Below are 20,225 nucleotides of genomic sequence, written 5' to 3' on the forward strand. Positions count from 1 at the left end.
AGGCATGATCACAAAGCTGAAGCGGATCGATTGGACACTATTTACGATTTTACTGATCATGATGGCGATAAGTCTGGTGGTCATTTACAGCGCGACCCACAGCAGCTCACGTTTTGGCGGCTCTACCAGCAAAATGGCCATGTACTATCTGGCCGGATTTATTGTCTTTTTTATAGCTGCACTCGTGGATTACCGGCTCTGGATCCGGTATGCCAAATATATTTATATCGGCGGGATTGCCCTGCTGCTGCTCGTTATGATCATCGGTCAGACGCTTAACAACGCCCAGGGCTGGCTGAGTATAGGCGGTTTGAGTCTGCAGCCGGCAGAGCTGTTCAAGCTGGTGCTTATTATTGCCCTGTCTACATTGCTGGCTTCCAAAAAAAAGCTCAAGCTTTTGTTCTGGCAGGACATTACGCCTTTGGTTGCCGTAACCTTTGTTCCGTTTGCTATCGTTATGGCGCAGAATGATCTTGGAAATGCGCTGAGCTATCTGATCATCATGGTGGCGCTGCTGTGGATCGGTAATATCAAATACACGCAGGCGATCATTTTCACTACGCTGGTAGCGGTCATGGTCATTGTGGGTATTCGCAGTTATGTAGCGTACCATGATCAGATTGAGACGTATCTGTCAGAGATCAAGCGGGACCACTGGATGGAACGTATTGACCCGTGGCTGATGCCGGACGAAGCCACACCCAAGGCGATTTATCATACACGCAATGCCAAACTGGCTATCGCTTCAGGCGGTCTGGGCGGGGAAGGATTTATGAAAGGCAGTTCTGTACAGGCGGAACGTGTGCCGTTAACGTATTCGGATTCGATCTTTGTCGTGGTAGCAGAGGAGTTCGGATTTATCGGGGCAGCAGTACTGCTGTTACTGTACTTTACGCTGATTCACCGGCTGGTACTGGTATCCCTGGAGTGCAGGGAGCGAGCCGGGCCTTATCTGATTATTGGTATTGTGGCGATGCTGCTGTATCAGATATTTGAAAATATCGGCATGTTTATCGGTCTGATGCCGTTGACCGGGATTACGCTGCCGTTTATCAGTTTTGGCGGTACCTCGCTCGTCATGAATATGGCCTGTATGGGTCTGGTCATGAGTATCCGGATTCATAACCAGCTGGATACGGAAGATCTTCCCATGGAAGCGTCGAGCCGTTACACACTGAACTAGATTAGAGTACATAGCGTACTCACCATACAGCTCAAGCTCGATAATGTCTGCGGATTACGCAGAATGATGAGTTACGAGAATACCGCAGAACCCAACAGCAGACGGCGTCAGGATACAAAAGGAGAACCGGGAGCTTGCCATCGGGTCTCCTTTTCTGCATGACCAGGGATATGGACGTATAAATATTGTATAGAGAATGGCAGGCAGGGCAATGCATACAAGACAGGGAGGCAGTACATGATGAACGATTGGACGGAGAATGGTTATTCTCCATCGTCTGCGGATCAACCGGTGAGAATCTGGGATGCGCGGCAGGTGAATACAGCAGAACAACATATTGCAGAAGCCGGCGAGATTCTGAGAAAGGGCGGGATTGTCGCTTTTCCGACAGAGACGGTGTACGGGCTGGGAGCAGATGCAGGCAATTCCGCAGCGGTTGAGGCTGTATTTGCTGCCAAAGGAAGACCATCCGACAATCCGCTTATCGTGCATATTTCACAGCTGGAACAGCTGGATCGTCTGGTCACGAATGTGAAGCCGGTGGAACGCAAGCTGATGGAGCAGTTCTGGCCGGGGCCGCTTACTCTGGTCATGTCGGTGCAGCCGGGAGCGGTATCTCCGTATGTCACAGCCGGACTGGATACGGTAGGTGTGCGGATGCCGGATCATCCGGTGGCACTGCGTCTGATTACGGCGGCAGGATGTCCACTGGCTGCGCCGAGCGCCAACCGCTCCGGCCGTCCCAGTCCAACCACAGCGGAGCATGTGGCCGAAGATCTGTCTTCCCGCATCCAGGGAATCGTAGATGGCGGCAGCGCCGGTGTTGGGGTCGAATCGACCGTTATTCAGGTGCAGGAGGATGGAGCGGTACTGATCCTCCGTCCGGGCGGCATTACGGAAGATCAGCTGCTCACAGTCGCTTCATCGGTTATGAGGGACCCGGGGCTATCTGGCCTGTCAGCCGATACGGCACCGCGTGCACCGGGGATGAAGTATGCCCATTACGCTCCGCGCGGCAGTATGACCATTGTGCTGGGTGAGGAACGTGATGCTGTACGCCATCATATTCGTGAGCAGCTGCATCAGGCAGAGAAGCGCGGGGAGCGTACCGGGGTGCTGCGGTTTGACGAGGATCAGGATGATTATGGAGCAGCGCTGCAGCTGTCGCTTGGCAGCCGGTACACGCCGGAGGTAGCGGCGAGCCGTCTGTATGCCTGTCTGCGTACGCTGGATGCACATGGAATTACCTTTATCATGGCTACAGGCTGTACCGAACAAGGCGTCGGCATGGCCGTGATGAACCGCCTTTCCAAAGCAGCCGGCGGCCGGATGATACACGTATGATCGTGTTCCCCGGATCACCTGCCTGTACGAGTGAACGATAGGATGTCTTTTGCTATAATAGAGGTTAAGCAGTACAATGATCTGAATCCTGAATCCATTGAATGGAGGTGCGTGGTATGCATCGTATTTTATTTGTATGTACAGGCAATACCTGTCGCAGTCCCATGGCGGAGGCTTTTATGCGGAAGCTGGCGCAGGAACGCGGAATACCGGTAGAAGTTCGTTCAGCAGGGGTGGCTGCGGTCGATGGAATGTCCGTTTCCCATCATGCCGAAGCTGTATTAAAAGATCATCAAATTTATGATCGTCTGACCTCCTCCTCTCTTACAAGGGATACGATAGAATGGGCCGATCTGGTGCTGACACTGACCGGCAGCCACAAGCAGCATGTGCTGAGCCGTTTTCCGGCAGCAGCGGGCAAAGTATACACACTCAAAGAATATGTGGAAAATGATGCCCATGTGCTGTCTGATCTGGAAGAACTGGATAGCCTGCATGCATCACTGGAAATACGCCGCGCCCTTGGGGAAAAGATTGACTCCGATGAGTATGAGCGGCTGATCGAGATTCAGCAGCGTATCCCGGGCTTTGATATTATCGATCCATATGGCGGCAGCCGGGATGATTATGAAGTGGCCGCAGCCGATATCCGTACTGCACTGGAAAAGCTGCTGGACAAGCTGGAAGCCTATCGCCCCAGAGAATCCTGAAAAATTAATTTTATCGCAGGAACGTGTTGATTTTATAAAAAACATGTCTTATGATGTAAGCACAAGACAGACCCGGTGTAACTGGCGACAAGAGTGGAACCTGACCACGATGGAGCACTGGGATATACGGCCGGTCGCCTGGGCAAAGAGCAGATACACATCGCATACGCATGTGTGTCCTGCTCTTTTTTTGGTCTTTGGGAGTCCGGCATGTTCTGTTGTCTGTGATCGCCTTTTGCCTGGCAGTATACATTACAGCCCACAAGCAGCTGGAAATGCCGGAACGGCATATGTTTTTGGATCAATGTCGCCGTACCTCTCCTGCCTGCGCTATAATAATGATGAAAAGCGGAACTGAATCATGTCGGTGCTGTTGAACATTGTGATAAAAGCACAAAGGAGGCAGGAGAACAATAATGGCTGATCAGGAAAAGATTGCATCGATTCGACGTAATGCTGCAGCGGTTACCCGTGAAGTGGCGGAAGCTGCGAATCTGGGACCCCATAAGCTGCTGGTAATCGGTGCCAGTACCAGCGAGATTGCCGGACAGCATATCGGTACATCCGGAACGCTCGATATTGCGGAAGCCCTGGTAGAAGGAATCCGGGAAGTACAGGCGGAGCTGGGATTTCAGCTGGCCTTTCAATGCTGTGAGCACCTGAACCGTGCACTGGTTATTGAACGTTCCACCCTGGAGCGGTACAACTGGACCGAGGTGGCGGCAGTGCCGATTCCGCGTGCCGGAGGCTCCATGGCCGCGTATGTGTACCAGACGATGGAAGATCCGTGCCTGGCCGAGACGGTGGAAGCCCATGCCGGAATCGATATCGGTGAGACGCTGATCGGCATGCATCTGCGGCGTGTAGCTGTCCCTTACCGGCCTGCTATCCGCTACATAGGCGAAGCCCGCGTCAATGCAGCGCGTATCCGTCCCAAGCTGATCGGCGGCGAACGTGCCGTATATGCTCCGCTTCCACAGGCGGATGGCGGAGCATGCGACTGATTCCGGGAAAGACCAATAACGATTGTGTTTACACGCAGCCTGTCTGCGATTTTAGCTTGAATAAATAATGACCTACAGGGGGAAACGACGAATGATGGAGCAATTGAGAAACAGTGATCCGGCAGTACTGGAAGCAATGGGATTGGAACTGAAGCGTCAGCGCACCAATATCGAACTGATCGCCTCCGAGAACATCGTAAGTGAAGCGGTTATGGAAGCTATGGGTTCCGTACTGACCAACAAATATGCCGAAGGTTATCCGGGCAAACGCTACTATGGCGGCTGTGAGCATGTGGATATCGTCGAGAATATCGCCCGTGACCGTGCCAAGGAACTGTTTGGTGCAGAGCATGTCAACGTGCAGCCTCACTCCGGCGCGCAGGCCAATATGGCGGTATATCTGGCAGCGCTCAAGCCTGGCGATACCGTACTCGGCATGAATCTCGCTCACGGCGGACACCTGACACACGGCAGTCCGGTTAATGCTTCCGGCCTGCTGTACAACTTTGTCGCTTATGGCGTACGTGAAGACAACTTCCTGATCGATTACGATGAAGTCCGCAAAGCGGCATTCAAACATCGTCCCCGTCTGATCGTGGCCGGTGCGAGTGCTTATCCGCGTACGATCGACTTTGAAGCACTGGCTTCCATTGCCAACGATGTAGGTGCGCTGTTCATGGTGGATATGGCTCATATCGCCGGTCTGGTCGCTGCAGGCGAGCATCCGAGCCCTGTGCCACATGCCCATTTCGTGACGACGACGACCCACAAGACACTGCGCGGACCACGCGGCGGAATGATCATGTGCCGTCAGCCATGGGCAGCTGCTATCGACAAAGCCGTATTCCCGGGCTCCCAGGGCGGTCCGCTGATGCATGTAATTGCATCCAAAGCGGTAGCTTTTGGTGAAGCGCTGCAGCCTTCTTTCAAAACCTATGCCCAAAATGTAGTCAAAAATGCCAAAGTGCTCGCACAGACACTGGTGGACGAAGGATTGACGATCGTATCCGGCGGTACCGATAACCACCTGATGCTGGTCGATACCCGCAATATCAACATCACCGGCAAAGAAGCCGAGCATGTACTGGATTCCGTCGGCATTACGACCAACAAAAATGCAATCCCGTTCGATCCGACCAGCCCGTTCGTAACAAGCGGTATCCGTCTTGGTACGCCTGCTGCCACATCCCGCGGCATGGACGAAGCAGCGATGGAGCAGATCGGCAAAATCATCGCCATGACGCTCAAGTCTCCAAAAGACGAAGCTGTACTGGCACAGGCAAGCAAGCAGGTTGCTGAACTGACAGATCGTTTCCCGCTGTATGAGCAGGTCAAATACTAAGGATCATTTGTAAAATGAACCGCAATCAGTCCGGGATTTCACATGGTATGGGGCTGATCAACAGTATTATACTCAGTTTATATGTAATTATATTCTTATGAAAATCCGGCTGGATAGAACATTTATACAGCTCTTATATTCAGCCTGATCCCGCAAACCGGCAGAGGAATTTCCTTCTGCCGGTTTTTGTATACTTTTCCAGTAAATTTTTTTGAAAAAATTAAAATAATTTACCCCATTCAAGCCATTTACCCTTATAATAATAAGGACTGGGTGAAAACAGGATGATTCCGCTTATATTTGGAAAATGTAAGCGTTATACTACAGGATTCGAGAATTGCGTGAAATCAGTAGAGTTGCGGGTGAAATTGCCCTGAGGTAATGATATAATAGACAAGATTTACGGGAAGAAGCATTTTTCCCAGTCCTTACCCTTATGACATGTCATGTGACTACATACGGATACGCAGGACTTAACTATTGTTATTATTGAACATACCGGAGGGACTAACCATGGCAAAACTGGTGATATGCGATCACCCTTTAATTCAACACAAACTCACGTTTATTCGTGACGTTAACACCAATACCAAAGAATTCCGTGAACTCGTTGACGAAGTGGCTACCTTGATGGCTTACGAGATTACACGTGATATTCCGCTGGAATCGATCCCTGTGGAGACGCCTGTCGTTAAGACCGAAGGCAAAGTGATCTCCGGGCGTATGCTGGGACTAATTCCGATTTTGCGCGCAGGTCTGGGCATGCTCGACGGCGTTCTGAAGCTGCTGCCTGCAGCCAAGGTGGGCCATGTCGGATTGTTCCGTGATCCGGATACCATGCAGCCGGTGGAATATTATGTGAAGCTCCCGACAGATGTACAGGAACGCGAACTGATCGTGATCGATCCGATGCTGGCTACAGGCGGCTCTGCGATCGCAGCGATCGACGTACTCAAAAAACGCGGCTGCACCCAGATCAAAATGATGAATCTGATTGCTGCTCCTGAAGGTGTCAAAGCTGTACATGATGTGCATCCTGACGTTGATATTTATGTAGCGGCACTGGATGATCATCTGAATGATCACGGCTATATTGTCCCTGGTCTCGGCGATGCCGGCGACCGTCTGTACGGAACTAAGTAAAGCGAGGTATGACCACAATTATGAAAAAGATCAAAGTAATGACTATTTTTGGCGTGCGTCCGGAAGCGATCAAAATGGCTCCGCTCATCCTGGAGCTTCAGCAGCATCCTGAACATATCGAATCCGTTGTCTGCGTTACCGCCCAGCACCGTCAAATGCTGGATCAGGTTCTGGAAGTGTTCAAAATCACTCCGGACTATGATCTCGATGTTATGAAAGACCGCCAGACGCTGAATGAGATTTCCATCCGCGTTCTGGGCGGACTGGAGCCTGTACTGCGTGAAGCCCAGCCGGATATCGTACTGGTTCACGGCGACACACTGACTACGTTCCTCGCGAGCTATGCCGCATTTATGCAGCAGATCAGTGTAGGACACGTAGAAGCGGGTCTTCGCACATGGAACAAGATGTCTCCATATCCGGAGGAGATGAACCGTCAGCTGACCGGCGTACTTGCCGATCTTCATTTCTCTCCGACCGAATGGTCTGCCGGCAATCTGTACAAAGAAAATAAGCTTGCGTCAAGCGTGTATATCACAGGCAACACCGTTACGGATGTGTTTCAATATACTGTGCAGCCTGATTATCACCATCCGGTACTGGAGTGGGCAGCAGGCAAGCGCCTGATATTGATGACCGCACACCGTCGTGAGTCACAGGGTGAGCCGCATCGTAATATTTTCCGTGCCGTCAAACGTATTGCCGATGAGTTCGAAGATATCGCCATCGTATATCCGGTTCATCCGAGTCCAGCCGTCAAGGAACCTGCGCATGAGATCCTGGGCAACCATCCGCGCATTCAGCTGATCGATCCGCTGGACGTTGTGGATCTGCACAACTTCTATCCGCATACCCATCTGATTCTGACGGATTCCGGCGGTCTGCAGGAAGAAGCTCCCTCATTTGGTGTACCTGTACTCGTACTGCGTGATACGACAGAGCGTCCGGAAGGTATCGAAGCCGGCACGCTGGAGCTGGTAGGTACGGATGAAGAGAAGATTTACGAGCGTGCACAGGCACTGCTGACCGATCAAGAACTGTATGATTCCATGAGCAAAGCGGCTAATCCGTATGGAGATGGTCAGGCATCCAAGCGAATTGTCAATGCCATTTTGCACCATTATGGCGTTTTGGAAGAGCGTCCTGAAGAATTTCACACAACGTTCAAAAAAGGGCCTACAGCAGTCTTGTGAAATGACGGATTACAGTATACAGTGATACTGTAGGGTAGGCGCGATAACCCGCACGGTTATGAGGTTCTTTTGTGAGGACTTCGCGTTAATGCGATAAAGTGGATGGTTTGACAAAGACTTTGCCAATTCAGTACAATGAACTGGGATTCTGAGGGTGAACATACTATGACACAGGAACCGCAAGGCAATAAACCTGATTCATCGCCGTGGAAGGCTGTCGGCCTCGTAAGTGCAATCGGGGTTGATCTGGCTCTATGCACGTTAGCCGGATTCTGGTTTGGTTCCTGGCTTGATGGAATGTGGAATCATTCAGGACTTGGCATAGGTCTGGGAGTGCTGGCGGGGCTGATTGCAGGTATCGTCAGTATCGTCATCATTATCCAGAAAATAACGGGGGAAAGAAATGACTGAAATACCAGGTTACATATATTGGCTGACCCGGACCACCTTTATTTTTTGGGCCATCTGCCTGCTCGTAGTTGCACTCTTACCGGATTATCGTCCTATTGCCTTTGGATTGATTGTAGGCTCCGCAGTCAGTTACGTGAACACCAAGTATCTGGCTCGCAAAGTACGTCTGATTACTGAAGCAGCAGCAAATGGAGAAAAGAAAAAGAGGGGACTCGGGTTCTCTCAACGTGCAGCTGTGTCTGTCGCAGCTGTGATCCTTGCTGTTAAATTTCCACAATGGTTTGAAATGTACGCTCTGGCAGGAAGTCTCGTATTTGCGCCGTTCGCGCTAATCGTAATCGGTTTTATTCTTTCTCGCCATGAAGATCGTAACTCCGCTAATGAAAGGGGTGAGAAAAATGCATGAATCACCGATTATAGACGTGGGGTTTAAAATTGACTTGTCGGTTGTGATTATGCTGATCGTCACTTGTGCCATCGTATTCATTCTGGCCAAGCTGTCGACCCGTAATCTCTCCGTGGACAATCCGAGCAAGCTGCAGAACTTTATGGAGTGGGTCGTTGAATTCGTTCAAGGGCTGATTACCAGCACGATGGATTACAAAAAAGGAAGACCATTCCTTTCACTCGGTATTACGCTGATTATGTTTATCTTCGTCGGCAATATGCTGGGACTGCCATTTGGTCTGGTATTCGACTATACCAATGCAGCAAGTGCGACATTCTTCGGACATCCTCTGACTCCGGTTGTGGAAGGTCTCGCGAATGGAAGCCATGGCGTGGAAGTGGCATGGTGGAAATCACCAACCGCCGATGCGGCTGCGGCAATGGGTCTGGCGCTGATCGTGTTCGTACTCGTTCACTATCTGGGTATCGTCAAGAATCCAAAGCACTACTTCGCTCATTACTTTAAACCATTCTTCTTCTTCTTCCCTATCAATGTCATCGAGCAGTTGTCCAAACTGCTGACGCATGGTATGCGTCTATTCGGTAACATCTTTGCGGGTGAGGTACTGATTGCTGTCCTGCTCAAAATGTCGGCTGTCTGGTATGGCGCGATCGCGTCGGTTATCGGTCTGGTTGTGTGGCAGGGTTTCAGTATATTCGTTGGTACTATCCAGGCCTTTGTCTTCACGATCCTGGCTATGGTGTACATATCACAGTCGCTGGAGACGGATGAAGATCACTAAAGCTTTATCGGTAATTACAGGCTAGTTTGAATAGTCTGCGTTCTGTTTCTAAAGGCAATCGGTTTCAAGGTTCGGAAGTTAGGATAACCCTTCGTACCGGGCTCAATATACATTCAATCACTTATATATCTCTAAGGAGGATTTTTTCACATGGGAGCATTAGCATTTATCGCAGCGGCAATCGCTGTAGGTCTGGGTGCGCTTGGCGCAGGTATTGGTAACGGTCTGATCGTAAGTAAAACAGTTGAGGGTGTTGCTCGCCAACCGGAAGCAAAATCCACACTGCAAACACTTATGTTTATCGGTGTAGGTCTGGTAGAGGCACTGCCAATCATCGGTGTGGTACTGGCGTTCATTTTCTACTCTCAAGCATAAGAAATATACAAATCACTTGGCGGGGAAGGCCACAGCCATCCGCGCCTTCTTTTTAGCGTACAGGATGTAACGGATGATTATTGAAGCAGAAGTTAGGGAAGGAGTGAGCTGAATTGCATTTCGTATGGAGCAGTTTTGTATTTACTATTATTGCGTTTTTGATCCTATACTGGTTGTTGAACCGCTATGCGTTCGGTCCGTTGTTTTCGGTGATGGAAAAACGTCGTGAGCTGATCAAACAGCAAATGGATGAAGCAGCTCAGACACGCCAGCAGGCGACTCAATATGTAGAAGAACAAAAAGCGGCTTTGCAGCAGGCTCGTAAAGATGCTCAGGATATTATCGAGCAGGCTCGCCAGACGAGCAACAGCCAGACGGAACAGCTGCTTAATCAAGCCAAAGAAGAATCCATGCGTCTCAAAGATGAGGCTGCACGCGATATCGAGAATGAGAAAAACAAAGCCGTGGCTGCACTTCGCAGTGAAATCGGTGCTGTCTCTGTACAAATTGCTTCTAAAGTGCTGCAAAAAGAAGTCGATGCCAATGCGCAGGAACAACTGGTGGATAACTACCTGAAAGACGTAGGGATCAGACAATGAGCCGGGATTCGGTAGTATCTTCCCGCTATGCCAGAGCACTTTTTGACGCAGCGTCCGATCAGGGACGGGTAGAAGAGACAGGACAGGAACTGAAAGCGGTCGTTGAGGCTTTTGAAATGGATAGCGAGATGCGCAACTTTATCGCTACACCGAATATATCGCTTACGGACAAGGAAAACGTACTGAAGAACGTCCTTTCCGGCAAAGTATCCGATGTACTGCTGAACACCCTCCTGCTGCTGATTGAACGGGGCAGACAGGGCGTGTTCAGTGAACTGCTGAGCAGCTACAACAACATTGTAAGTCGTACGCTGAATGTTGCAGACGCTACAGTGTATACCCCTTATCCGCTGAGTGAACAGGAACAGGCCGAAGTGGCTGCCACTTTCGGACAGATATCAGGCAAGCGCCTGAAGGTTGTGAACCTTATCGATGAGAAGCTGATCGGTGGACTCAAAGTCGTGATCGGTGACACATTGTATGACGGAAGCATCTCAGGCAAGCTTGAGCGTTTGGAAAAGTCTTTTCAAAGACAAGCATAAGTAGACAGGAGGGACTGACTTGAGTATCAGACCTGAAGAAATCAGTACATTGATAAAAAGTCAAATCGAGCAATACAAAAGCGATATTGAAGTCGTTGAAGTCGGTACCGTTATCCAGGTAAGCGACGGTATTGCCCGTATATATGGTTTGCAAAACGTAATGGCCGGCGAACTGCTTGAGTTTTCCAACGGTGTAATGGGTATGGCCCAGAACCTGGAAGCCAACAATGTCGGTGCGATCATTCTGGGTGAATACACCAATATCCGTGAAGGCGATCAGGTTAAACGTACTGGCCGCATCATGCAGGTTCCTGTAGGCGAAGCAATGCTGGGTCGTGTTGTTAACGCACTGGGTCAACCAGTCGATGGCAAAGGACCAATTGCGGCTACAGAATATCGTCCTGTCGAGAGTGCTGCACCAGGGGTTATCGACCGTAAATCGGTTCATGAACCAATGCAGACAGGAATCAAGGCGATCGATGCAATGGTTCCAATCGGTCGTGGACAGCGTGAGCTGATTATCGGTGACCGTCAGACCGGTAAAACGGCTATCGCCATTGATGCAATCATCAACCAGAAGGGCCAAAACGTAAAATGTATTTACGTTGCGATCGGACAAAAGCAATCCACTGTAGCACAGGTTGTTGAGACACTGCGTCGTCACGGTGCGCTGGATTACACAATCGTCGTTACAGCATCCGCTTCCGAGCCTTCTCCACTGCTGTACATCGCTCCATACGCAGGTTGTGCAATGGGCGAATACTTTATGTACAAAGGCGAGCATGCCCTGATCATCTATGATGATCTGTCCAAACAGGCTGCTGCTTATCGTGAACTTTCCCTGCTGCTTCGCCGTCCACCAGGTCGTGAAGCATTCCCGGGTGACGTCTTCTACCTGCATTCCCGTTTGCTGGAACGTGCAGCCAAACTGAGTGATGCAAGAGGCGGCGGTTCCCTGACAGCTCTGCCATTTATCGAGACTCAGGCATCTGACGTATCCGCTTATATCCCGACCAACGTAATCTCGATTACAGATGGTCAGATCTTCCTGGAATCCGAGCTGTTCTATGCAGGTCAGCGTCCGGCGATTAACGTCGGTATCTCCGTATCCCGTGTAGGTGGTTCCGCACAGATCAAAGCCATGAAAAAAGTAGCAGGTACACTGCGTCTGGATCTGGCGCAATACCGTGAGCTACAGGCATTTGCCCAGTTCGGTTCCGATCTGGATAAATCCACGCTGTCCCGTCTGAACCGTGGTGCACGGATGATGGAAATCCTGAAACAGGGTGTCAACCAGCCGCTGCTCGTTGAACAACAGGTAGTCAGCCTGTACACCGCTGTCAAAGGCCATCTGGATGATATTCCGGTGAGTGATGTACGCCGCTTTGAAGGTGAGTTCCTCGCATTCATGGCCAGCAACCACAACGCCATTCTGCAATCCATCCGCGATACCAAGGATATTACAGCAGATAACGAAAAAGCACTGGTTGATGCGATCAACGCATTCAAAAAAGGCTTTGCTACCAGCTGAGCCGCTGATCGGTAACCAGGATATATAAATCATTATTTTTCTTTAATATAAGATCCATGGCTGTTCAAGATCATGCGATCCAGCCTGATGATTGAACAGCAGCGGGATCTGGCAGGTCCGGTGAGTATTCGCCGGTAAGCCTGCTCCAAATCTTATGCTTTGAAGTAGATTCAAGGTCAAGGTGGTGAAATCATATGGCTAAAGGTATGCGTGAGATCAAAAGGCAGATCAAGAGTGTACAGAACACCCGTCAGATTACCAAAGCGATGGAGATGGTTGCTGCTTCCAAGCTGCGCAAAGCTCAGGAGAAAGCCCAATCGGCTCGCCCGTATTCCGACAAGCTGCGTGAAGTGGTAGCAAGTATCGCTTCCGGCACCAAGGGGATTCATCATCCAATGCTCGATACCCGTCCTGTCAAAAGAGTTGCCTATCTGGTCGTTACTTCCGACCGTGGACTCGCAGGCGGTTACAATGCCAACGTACTTCGTCATGTCTCTGCTGAAATACGCAAACGTCATACGTCAACAGACCAGTATGAGTTATTCGTAATCGGCCGTAAAGGACGCGACTACTTCCGTCGTCGCAGTATGCCGACAACCGAAGCGGTAACGGAACTGTCCGATTTCCCGACCTATGCGGATATCAAAACGATCGCACAGGCTGCTGTACAGGGATATGAAGAAGGACGTTACGATGAGCTTCACTTATGTTATAACCAGTTTGTGAATCCGTTAACTCAGGTTCCGACGCTGACACGTCTGCTGCCGATGGACGCTATGGAGACTGCCGAACAGGTCAGTGTCAAAGCCAGCTATGAATACGAGCCTTCCGCTGAAGATGTACTCGCTGTTCTGCTGCCGCGTTATGCACAGACACTCATTTACAATGCCCTTCTGGAGGGTAAAGCAAGTGAGCAGGGCGCACGGATGACAGCAATGGGCAGTGCAACGAAAAATGCTTCCCAGCTGATCGGCGATCTGAAACTGGTGTACAACCGTGCACGTCAGGCTGCCATTACGCAGGAAATTACGGAAATCGTAGCAGGTGCCAGCGCACAGAACTGATCGGTCTACACATAGGCAGCAGTTATGAACGGCAATAGGGCAATCACATAAACCAATTGTTTTATACAGCAAGTCAGTAGGAGGGAAAACGATAATGAACAAAGGACGCGTTGTAAGTATCACGGGTCCGGTCGTAGACGTGGAGTTCGAACGTGGTCAACTTCCGGAAATTCTGCATGCGCTCAAAGTCGAGACTACACTGGATAATGGTATTGTTATCGACTTGACGCTTGAAGTATCCAATCACCTGGGCGATAATCTTGTCCGTTGTATTGCGATGTCTTCCACAGATGGTCTGGTACGCGGTCTGGATGTAATCAATCTGGGCGGTCCAATCTCTGTACCTGTAGGTAATGTTACGCTGGGACGTGTATTTAACGTACTCGGTAACCCAATCGATGAAGCGGGCGAAGTTGTCGCTGAAATCAAAAACCCGATTCACCGGGAAGCACCAAAATTTGACGAATTGTCCACACAGGCAGAAATGCTGGAGACAGGGATCAAGGTTATCGACCTTCTCGCTCCATATGCCAAAGGTGGTAAAATCGGTCTGTTCGGTGGTGCCGGTGTAGGTAAAACCGTAACGATCCAGGAATTGATCAATAACATTGCCCAGGAGCATGGCGGTATTTCCGTATTCTCCGGTGTCGGCGAGCGTACTCGTGAAGGTAATGACCTGTACCACGAGATGAGAGATTCCGGCGTTATCAACAAAACAGCCATGGTATTCGGCCAGATGAACGAGCCGCCGGGCGCACGTCTGCGTGTTGCACTGACCGGTCTGACAATGGCCGAATATTTCCGTGATGTAGAAGGTAAAGACGTACTTCTGTTCATCGATAACATCTTCCGCTTTACTCAAGCGGGTTCCGAAGTATCCGCCCTGCTGGGACGTATGCCGTCTGCGGTAGGTTACCAGCCTACGCTGGCTACCGAGATGGGTCAGCTGCAGGAACGTATCACTTCCACCAAAAAAGGATCGGTTACATCCATTCAGGCGATCTACGTACCTGCGGATGACTATACGGATCCAGCGCCAGCGACGACGTTTGCCCACTTGGATGCAACGACGAACCTGGAGCGTAAAATCTCCGAGATGGGTATCTTCCCTGCGGTAGATCCGCTGGCTTCCAGCTCCCGTATCCTGACTCCTGAAGTTGTAGGCGAAGAGCACTACAACGTCGCACAGGGCGTACAGCGCATTCTGGCTCGTTATCAGGAACTGCAGGATATCATCGCGATCCTGGGTATGGACGAGCTGAGTGAAGAAGACAAGCTGACAGTATCGCGCGCACGTAAGATCCAGCGCTTCCTGTCCCAGCCTTTCCACGTCGCAGAGCAATTTACCGGTATCAAGGGATGTTATGTACCTGTAAAAGAAACAGTGCGCAGCTTTAAAGAAATTCTGGACGGTAAGCATGATGACCTTCCGGAAGCAGCATTCCTCTTTGTAGGCACAATTGAAGAGGCAGTGGAAAAAGCGAAAACACTGTAAGCAGATGCCTGCAAAACGTGAGGAGGGATGAAAGTGAGCACGTTTTTACTGGAGATCGTTACACCTGAACGTCTGGTGTTTTCCGAACAGGTAGACCGGCTGAAAGCGACCGGGATTGATGGAGAGCTGGGTATTCTGGCTGGCCATATTCCGATGGTTACACCGCTCAAAGTCGCTCCACTGGCCTTCCAGGCCGGCAAGCAGCGTACAACGTATGCTATCCAGGGCGGATTCCTCGAAGTCCGTGCGGATAAAGTCGTTGTACTGGCAGACAGTGCCGAGAAAGCAACCGAGATTGATCTGGATCGTGCACGTGCTGCCAAAGAGCGTGCCGAGCGTCGTCTGAACAACCGTTCAGGTCAGGATCACACTGATTTCCGTCGCGCAGAGCTTGCTCTGCAGCGGGCGATGAACCGGATCAAGGTATCGTCATCAGGTGAAAATAGATAAACGTATGCAGCCGGCCCGTCCAAAGCGGTCCGGCTCTTTGCGTTATTGCCGTTATTCCGATCGCCTAACCATGACTATTAGCGATGTCTGACTCCAAGCCTCTTTAGTGCCTAAAACGCGACAATCGGCAAAAACAGCCGTTTTCTGGATAGGATGTCAGGTATTTCGACCTATATAAATAGATCGCCTAATGCTGTAAATTTATGCATGTTATGAGAAAAAAACAGCGCCAATGCTGGTTATTTTCTGTAAATACACGATTATGTCAATAAAACGGTGATTTTTGTAAATTTGGGACTAGATTCTTTGGGTAAGGGCAAGTATTATAGAATAGTCCGTATTAAGGCTGATTGCTAAGTAATCTTTGTAAGGAGGGCAAGAGCTGAAATGAATACAGTAGATGCGGGAGCCGCTGTCGGCGCAAACGGTTTGCTATCCATCTTCATCTCGCTTCTTTGCATCGGTCTTTCATTTTGGGCACTGCAAAACTTAAAGCTGGACCTGCTGATCCGTTATCCCAAGAGTGCTGCCGGTAAGTTGCTTCAACTTCTGCTGGCCATTGTGCTTGGGCATTTCGTATCTGCCTTTTTGCTCGATTATATCCGGTGGACACAGTCTCTGCGATTTATGTTTTGAATGTAAAGAGGATGGTTATAAGTGTTTTAGACTTATTTCACGGTTTATTGCATCCGAAGATGCGAGATCAACAGCGCAACAGTGTACCTCTCTATGTTGAGACGACCGCAGGATAATCAACTACTATACCAAATATTAAAAATCAAAATTTATGCAATAGGGCATTATAATACCGAGCGAATAGATAATATACGAATGGCATTGCATCAAGACAAACTTGTCTCCGCCAGCCAGTTATACTATTGATTCCTCCTTTATTATGCCGGATAAGCAAAATGACGCGCGGAGGGAACCCTAATGAGCAAATTTATCGTCCGCGGTGGCAAGCGATTGACAGGAAATGTCAAAGTTAGCGGAGCTAAAAATTCTGTTCTTCCAATTATTGCTGCCTCACTGCTGGGAGAAAACGGTGTAAGTATTATTCATGACGCACCGTCCCTAGACGATGTAATGACGATTAACAAAGTATTGGAATCGCTTGGAGCGGTGGTTACATACCAGGATGAGACGATTCATGTGAACGCACAGGAATTGTCCTCATGCGAAGCGCCTTATGAATGGGTAAGCAAAATGCGTGCCTCTTTTCTGGTGATGGGTCCACTCTTGACTCGTATGGGTCATACTCGCATTTCTCTGCCTGGCGGCTGCGCAATTGGCACACGTCCAATTGATCAGCATCTCAAAGGCTTTGAAGCAATGGGAGCAGAGATTAATCTTGGACAGGGCTACATTGAAGCCAAATGCGAAGGTAGACTTCGCGGTACCAAGATTTATCTGGACGTAGCGAGTGTTGGTGCAACCGAGAATATCATGATGGCTGCGACACTGGCAGAAGGTATTACTACAATTGAGAACGCCGCAAAAGAGCCTGAGATCGTGGATCTGGCAAACTTCCTGAATGGAATGGGAGCCAAAGTCCGTGGTGCCGGTACTGGTGTTATTCGGATTGAAGGTGTGGAGAAGCTTCAAGGGACTGAACACACGGTTATTCCGGATCGTATTGAAGCAGGCACATATATGGTAGCAGCTGCTATTACTGGCGGTAATGTATATGTGGAAGGTGCGATTGCTGACCACCTGGGTCCTGTTATTGCGAAGATGGAAGAAATGGGCGTGGAGATCATTCCTGATGAGAATGGGGTTCAGGTCATTGCAGACCGTCCTTTGCGCGCCGTAGACGTAAAAACTTTGCCGTATCCGGGCTTCCCGACGGATATGCAGGCACAGATGATGGCATTGATGCTGGCTTCCGAAGGTACAAGCATCATTACCGAGACGGTATTTGAAAACCGCTTTATGCACGTCGATGAGTTCAACCTGATGAACGCAGGTATCCGCATCGAAGGCAGAACATCGATTGTTACCGGAGATGCAAGCCTCGTTGGCGCCAAAGTGTGCGCTACCGACCTTCGTGCCGGTGCAGCGTTAATCTGTGCAGGTCTGATTGCAGAGGGCACTACCGAAGTACGTGGCACTCATCATATCGACCGTGGTTATGTACATCTGGCTGAGAAGTTGTCCGGTCTGGGCGCAGATATCTGGCGTCTGGAAGAAACAGAGACCAAGACGGCTGCAGCTGAGCAAGAGCAGACGGTTTCTCTGGGAGACAATGCCAAGCCAACAGGCGCTGCCCTGCTGAATGCACAGCCAACAGGCGTCTAATTCATTCATTGAGCCTGCTTGTCCGGCCGTTTAATGTTAGACGGTCAGATCGGCCATATACAATAGACAGAGAGCCAGACCTTCCGAGGTCTGGCTTTTTGTATGGTTACATGAATGTCATTTTCGGCAAATAACGAACAATGGCGTTGAATACACCCGGTAAGTATGCTAATTTTAATAAAGATTGACCGTGATTAGAGTTTGACGATCTGAGCATTTGGACGAAATGCGAATTCTACTATAGATAGTAACGTTCTCAGGATGCAGGCAGCTGTATTGGTGAATTCGCCCAGACGGTGTGGTGATAAGAGGCTCTTTTACCGGAAATACAACTTTTGGAGGCTCTTGACATGTTTAGCAAGGATATCGGGATTGATCTGGGGACAGCGAACGTACTGATTCATGTGAAAGGAAGAGGTGTCGTTCTGAATGAACCTTCAGTGGTAACGCTGGAGAAAAACACCAAACACGTTCTCGCTGTAGGCGAAGAAGCTCGTCGTATGATCGGTCGTACCCCTGAAAATATTGTAGCGATCCGCCCGCTGCGTGACGGGGTTATCGCTGATTTTGAAGTAACCGAGATGATGCTCAAGTATTTTATTAACAAAGTGGGCGCGAGAAACTGGTACAGTCATCCGCGCATTCTGATCTGTGCACCAACCAATATTACTTCCGTAGAACAAAAATCAATCCGCGAAGCTGCCGAACGCAGTGGAGCCAAAGAAGTGTTTCTGGAAGCAGAACCAAAGGCGGCTGCCATTGGAGCCGGCATGAATATCTATGAGCCAAGCGGCAATATGGTAATTGATATCGGTGGAGGTACCAGTGATATCGCTGTACTGTCCCTCGGCGATATTGTTACTTCTTCATCCCTCAAGGTAGCCGGGGACAAATTTGACGATGCCATCATGCGTCATATCAAAAATGAATATAAACTGATGATCGGTGAGCGTACTGCCGAAGATATCAAAATCAATATTGCTACCGTTCGTCCGGGCGGAACGCAAAGAGAGATGGATATCCGCGGCCGGGATATGGTAACGGGCCTGCCGAAGACAGTGACCATTACCGCCAATGAAGTACAGTCTGCCCTGTCCGATACGATCCTGTCCATCGTGGCATCGGCCAAAGTCGTGCTGGAACAGACTCCACCGGAATTGTCTGCCGATATTATCGATCGTGGCGTTATCCTGACAGGTGGCGGTGCGCTGCTGGATGGTCTGGAAGAACTGCTGTCCCAGGAACTTCATGTTCCGGTACTGGTTGCTGAAGATCCAATGCACTGTGTTGTCAAAGGAACTGGAATTATGTTAAATAATTTGGATAAAGTCTCTAAAAAAAAGTTCTGACCCAGCCGATATAAAACATATAATGCATAAATGACGGTTTTTTTATCCATATAGCAATACTGTGGTTAGATTCAGAACGTGAGAGGAGTATCCGGAAATGTTAAGAGGTCTTTATACTGCTGCTTCTGGTATGATTACTCAACAGCGCCGCCATGATACAGTGACGCAAAATATCGCAAATATCAACACCCCCGGCTACAAACAGGTAGAGAGCATTGAACGTTCTTTCCCGGAAATGCTGATTGCCCTGACAGACGGGGACCATGGCGCAACGAACCGTAACATTGGCCGCCTGAATACAGGTGTGCTGGCCGAAGAGAGTATCTCCATGAACGTACAGGGAGATGTGCGTCAGACGAATGCACTGGATGACTTCGCCCTGGTATCGGAGATTAATCTGGCAGATCCGGCCACCGGACAAAATATTCCTTTCGATGCTTCTGGTAAATATATCGCGGAAAATGGCACGGTAACCTATCGTCCACAGGCCTTTTTCGCAGTAACCGGTAAAGATGGCGAAACAGGCTATACCCGTGATGGTAACTTCCAATTGAATGGAGCAGGCAATCTGCTCACTTCCACTGGCAACCAGGTACTTGGCGAGAACGGTAACCCGATTGTACTGCAGGGTTCCATGGAAGATTACATGGTTGATTCCCGCGGTGTAATTACAGCGAGAGCAACAGGCGATGAAGTGGGACGTATGGGTATTACCGTCGTTACACAGCCAGGCCAGATGTCCCGCAGCGGTGATGGATTGTTCCGTATCGCCAATGCCGAGGCAGCCGGAGCAAGAGCGCTGGAAGCAGGCGACAATGTGGAAGTGCGCCAGGGTTACCTGGAAGGCTCCACAGTGGATGCAGCGGCCTCCATGGTCGATCTGACAGCAGCGATGCGCGCTTATGAAGCCAACCAGAAGGTTGTACAATTTTATGACAAGAGTCTTGAGAAAACCGTCAACGAAATCGGACGTGTATAATAGAGCACAATAGATCGTAAGCA

21 protein-coding genes and 1 riboswitch are annotated in these 20,225 nt (G+C 49.8%); all 21 genes read left to right on the plus strand.

All coding sequences use genetic code 11. The annotated features are described in order from the left end of the window. Nucleotides 1-4 precede the first annotated feature (4 nt). The 21 genes from WH45_RS02750 to WH45_RS02850 all read left to right on the plus strand — a co-directional run bounded on the left by WH45_RS02750 (nt 5) and on the right by WH45_RS02850 (nt 20,202). Nucleotides 5-1,183 carry an FtsW/RodA/SpoVE family cell cycle protein gene (locus tag WH45_RS02750; protein WP_046212830.1) on the plus strand — a complete coding sequence of 393 codons (1,179 nt, stop codon included), beginning with the start codon at nt 5-7 and terminating at the stop codon, nt 1,181-1,183. A gap of 237 nt (nt 1,184-1,420) precedes the next feature. Then, entirely contained in the window at nt 1,421-2,527 is a 1,107-nt protein-coding gene (locus tag WH45_RS02755) for an L-threonylcarbamoyladenylate synthase (RefSeq protein ID WP_046212831.1), read from the plus strand. Nucleotides 2,528-2,643: 116 nt separating this feature from the next. Further along, complete coding sequence (locus WH45_RS02760) at nt 2,644-3,237, plus strand: low molecular weight protein arginine phosphatase (protein ID WP_046212832.1); 594 nt, start codon at nt 2,644-2,646, stop codon at nt 3,235-3,237. A gap of 67 nt (nt 3,238-3,304) precedes the next feature. Further along, a riboswitch (ZMP/ZTP riboswitch) is annotated at nt 3,305-3,388 on the plus strand. A 265-nt stretch (nt 3,389-3,653) separates the two neighbouring features. Further along, complete coding sequence (locus WH45_RS02765) at nt 3,654-4,241, plus strand: TIGR01440 family protein (protein ID WP_046212833.1); 588 nt, start codon at nt 3,654-3,656, stop codon at nt 4,239-4,241. A 91-nt stretch (nt 4,242-4,332) separates the two neighbouring features. Next, a complete protein-coding gene (glyA, locus tag WH45_RS02770; RefSeq protein WP_046212834.1) occupies nt 4,333-5,583 on the plus strand; it encodes a serine hydroxymethyltransferase in 1,251 nt (416 codons plus the stop codon). A gap of 513 nt (nt 5,584-6,096) precedes the next feature. Beyond that, entirely contained in the window at nt 6,097-6,726 is a 630-nt protein-coding gene (upp, locus tag WH45_RS02775; protein WP_017810980.1) for a uracil phosphoribosyltransferase, read from the plus strand. Between the two features lie 20 nt (nt 6,727-6,746). After that, nucleotides 6,747-7,919, plus strand: coding sequence for a non-hydrolyzing UDP-N-acetylglucosamine 2-epimerase (gene wecB, locus WH45_RS02780; protein ID WP_046212835.1), 1,173 nt, complete (start codon nt 6,747-6,749; stop codon nt 7,917-7,919). 165 nt (nt 7,920-8,084) lie between these two features. Then, the gene (locus tag WH45_RS02785) at nt 8,085-8,330 is read left to right on the plus strand and encodes an AtpZ/AtpI family protein (RefSeq protein WP_046212836.1); all 246 of its coding nucleotides are present in this window, start codon (nt 8,085-8,087) and stop codon (nt 8,328-8,330) included. Next, a complete protein-coding gene (locus WH45_RS02790; RefSeq protein WP_046212837.1) occupies nt 8,323-8,736 on the plus strand; it encodes an ATP synthase subunit I in 414 nt (137 codons plus the stop codon). Before WH45_RS02785 ends, WH45_RS02790 begins: the two co-directional genes overlap by 8 nt. Next, nucleotides 8,729-9,520, plus strand: coding sequence for a F0F1 ATP synthase subunit A (gene atpB / locus WH45_RS02795; RefSeq protein ID WP_046212838.1), 792 nt, complete (start codon nt 8,729-8,731; stop codon nt 9,518-9,520). Before WH45_RS02790 ends, atpB begins: the two co-directional genes overlap by 8 nt. A 150-nt stretch (nt 9,521-9,670) precedes the next feature. Continuing rightward, complete coding sequence (gene atpE / locus WH45_RS02800; protein ID WP_017810975.1) at nt 9,671-9,895, plus strand: F0F1 ATP synthase subunit C; 225 nt, start codon at nt 9,671-9,673, stop codon at nt 9,893-9,895. Between the two features lie 113 nt (nt 9,896-10,008). Next, nucleotides 10,009-10,494, plus strand: a complete 486-nt coding sequence (gene atpF / locus WH45_RS02805) for a F0F1 ATP synthase subunit B (RefSeq protein WP_046212839.1) — start codon at nt 10,009-10,011, stop codon at nt 10,492-10,494. Beyond that, nucleotides 10,491-11,036 carry a F0F1 ATP synthase subunit delta gene (locus WH45_RS02810; RefSeq protein ID WP_046212840.1) on the plus strand — a complete coding sequence of 182 codons (546 nt, stop codon included), beginning with the start codon at nt 10,491-10,493 and terminating at the stop codon, nt 11,034-11,036. Before atpF ends, WH45_RS02810 begins: the two co-directional genes overlap by 4 nt. Before the next feature lie 19 nt (nt 11,037-11,055). Then, the gene (atpA, locus tag WH45_RS02815; RefSeq protein WP_046212841.1) at nt 11,056-12,567 is read left to right on the plus strand and encodes a F0F1 ATP synthase subunit alpha; all 1,512 of its coding nucleotides are present in this window, start codon (nt 11,056-11,058) and stop codon (nt 12,565-12,567) included. Nucleotides 12,568-12,761: 194 nt separating this feature from the next. Then, on the plus strand, nt 12,762-13,631 hold the full coding sequence (gene atpG / locus WH45_RS02820) for an ATP synthase F1 subunit gamma (protein ID WP_046212842.1): 870 nt from the start codon (nt 12,762-12,764) through the stop codon (nt 13,629-13,631). Nucleotides 13,632-13,725: 94 nt separating this feature from the next. Continuing rightward, complete coding sequence (atpD, locus tag WH45_RS02825) at nt 13,726-15,126, plus strand: F0F1 ATP synthase subunit beta (protein WP_046212843.1); 1,401 nt, start codon at nt 13,726-13,728, stop codon at nt 15,124-15,126. Nucleotides 15,127-15,159: 33 nt separating this feature from the next. Next, nucleotides 15,160-15,576 carry a F0F1 ATP synthase subunit epsilon gene (locus tag WH45_RS02830; RefSeq protein WP_046212844.1) on the plus strand — a complete coding sequence of 139 codons (417 nt, stop codon included), beginning with the start codon at nt 15,160-15,162 and terminating at the stop codon, nt 15,574-15,576. A gap of 387 nt (nt 15,577-15,963) precedes the next feature. Beyond that, nucleotides 15,964-16,212: a DUF1146 family protein gene (locus WH45_RS02835; protein ID WP_046212845.1), complete on the plus strand. Its 249-nt coding sequence runs from the start codon at nt 15,964-15,966 to the stop codon at nt 16,210-16,212. A 297-nt stretch (nt 16,213-16,509) separates the two neighbouring features. After that, nucleotides 16,510-17,874, plus strand: a complete 1,365-nt coding sequence (gene murA / locus WH45_RS02840) for a UDP-N-acetylglucosamine 1-carboxyvinyltransferase (RefSeq protein ID WP_046212846.1) — start codon at nt 16,510-16,512, stop codon at nt 17,872-17,874. Nucleotides 17,875-18,224: 350 nt separating this feature from the next. Continuing rightward, nucleotides 18,225-19,223, plus strand: a complete 999-nt coding sequence (mreB, locus tag WH45_RS02845) for a rod shape-determining protein (RefSeq protein WP_046212847.1) — start codon at nt 18,225-18,227, stop codon at nt 19,221-19,223. A 97-nt stretch (nt 19,224-19,320) separates the two neighbouring features. After that, on the plus strand, nt 19,321-20,202 hold the full coding sequence (locus tag WH45_RS02850) for a flagellar hook-basal body protein (protein ID WP_046212848.1): 882 nt from the start codon (nt 19,321-19,323) through the stop codon (nt 20,200-20,202). Nucleotides 20,203-20,225: the final 23 nt, after the last annotated feature.

Origin of the sequence: Paenibacillus wulumuqiensis (assembly GCF_000971965.1) — a bacterium.
GTDB lineage: Bacteria > Bacillota > Bacilli > Paenibacillales > Paenibacillaceae > Saccharibacillus > Saccharibacillus wulumuqiensis.

Coding starts and splice junctions, on each gene's coding strand:
- mreB (WP_046212847.1), top strand. CDS start 18,225: ATGTTTAGCAAGGATATCGGGATTGATCTGGGGACAGCGAACGTACTG.
- WH45_RS02750 (WP_046212830.1), top strand. CDS start 5: ATGATCACAAAGCTGAAGCGGATCGATTGGACACTATTTACGATTTTA.
- atpE (WP_017810975.1), top strand. CDS start 9,671: ATGGGAGCATTAGCATTTATCGCAGCGGCAATCGCTGTAGGTCTGGGT.
- WH45_RS02785 (WP_046212836.1), top strand. CDS start 8,085: ATGACACAGGAACCGCAAGGCAATAAACCTGATTCATCGCCGTGGAAG.
- WH45_RS02850 (WP_046212848.1), top strand. CDS start 19,321: ATGTTAAGAGGTCTTTATACTGCTGCTTCTGGTATGATTACTCAACAG.
- atpG (WP_046212842.1), top strand. CDS start 12,762: ATGGCTAAAGGTATGCGTGAGATCAAAAGGCAGATCAAGAGTGTACAG.
- WH45_RS02810 (WP_046212840.1), top strand. CDS start 10,491: ATGAGCCGGGATTCGGTAGTATCTTCCCGCTATGCCAGAGCACTTTTT.
- atpB (WP_046212838.1), top strand. CDS start 8,729: ATGCATGAATCACCGATTATAGACGTGGGGTTTAAAATTGACTTGTCG.
- WH45_RS02790 (WP_046212837.1), top strand. CDS start 8,323: ATGACTGAAATACCAGGTTACATATATTGGCTGACCCGGACCACCTTT.
- atpD (WP_046212843.1), top strand. CDS start 13,726: ATGAACAAAGGACGCGTTGTAAGTATCACGGGTCCGGTCGTAGACGTG.
- murA (WP_046212846.1), top strand. CDS start 16,510: ATGAGCAAATTTATCGTCCGCGGTGGCAAGCGATTGACAGGAAATGTC.
- upp (WP_017810980.1), top strand. CDS start 6,097: ATGGCAAAACTGGTGATATGCGATCACCCTTTAATTCAACACAAACTC.
- glyA (WP_046212834.1), top strand. CDS start 4,333: ATGATGGAGCAATTGAGAAACAGTGATCCGGCAGTACTGGAAGCAATG.
- wecB (WP_046212835.1), top strand. CDS start 6,747: ATGAAAAAGATCAAAGTAATGACTATTTTTGGCGTGCGTCCGGAAGCG.
- WH45_RS02755 (WP_046212831.1), top strand. CDS start 1,421: ATGATGAACGATTGGACGGAGAATGGTTATTCTCCATCGTCTGCGGAT.
- WH45_RS02760 (WP_046212832.1), top strand. CDS start 2,644: ATGCATCGTATTTTATTTGTATGTACAGGCAATACCTGTCGCAGTCCC.
- WH45_RS02835 (WP_046212845.1), top strand. CDS start 15,964: ATGAATACAGTAGATGCGGGAGCCGCTGTCGGCGCAAACGGTTTGCTA.
- WH45_RS02765 (WP_046212833.1), top strand. CDS start 3,654: ATGGCTGATCAGGAAAAGATTGCATCGATTCGACGTAATGCTGCAGCG.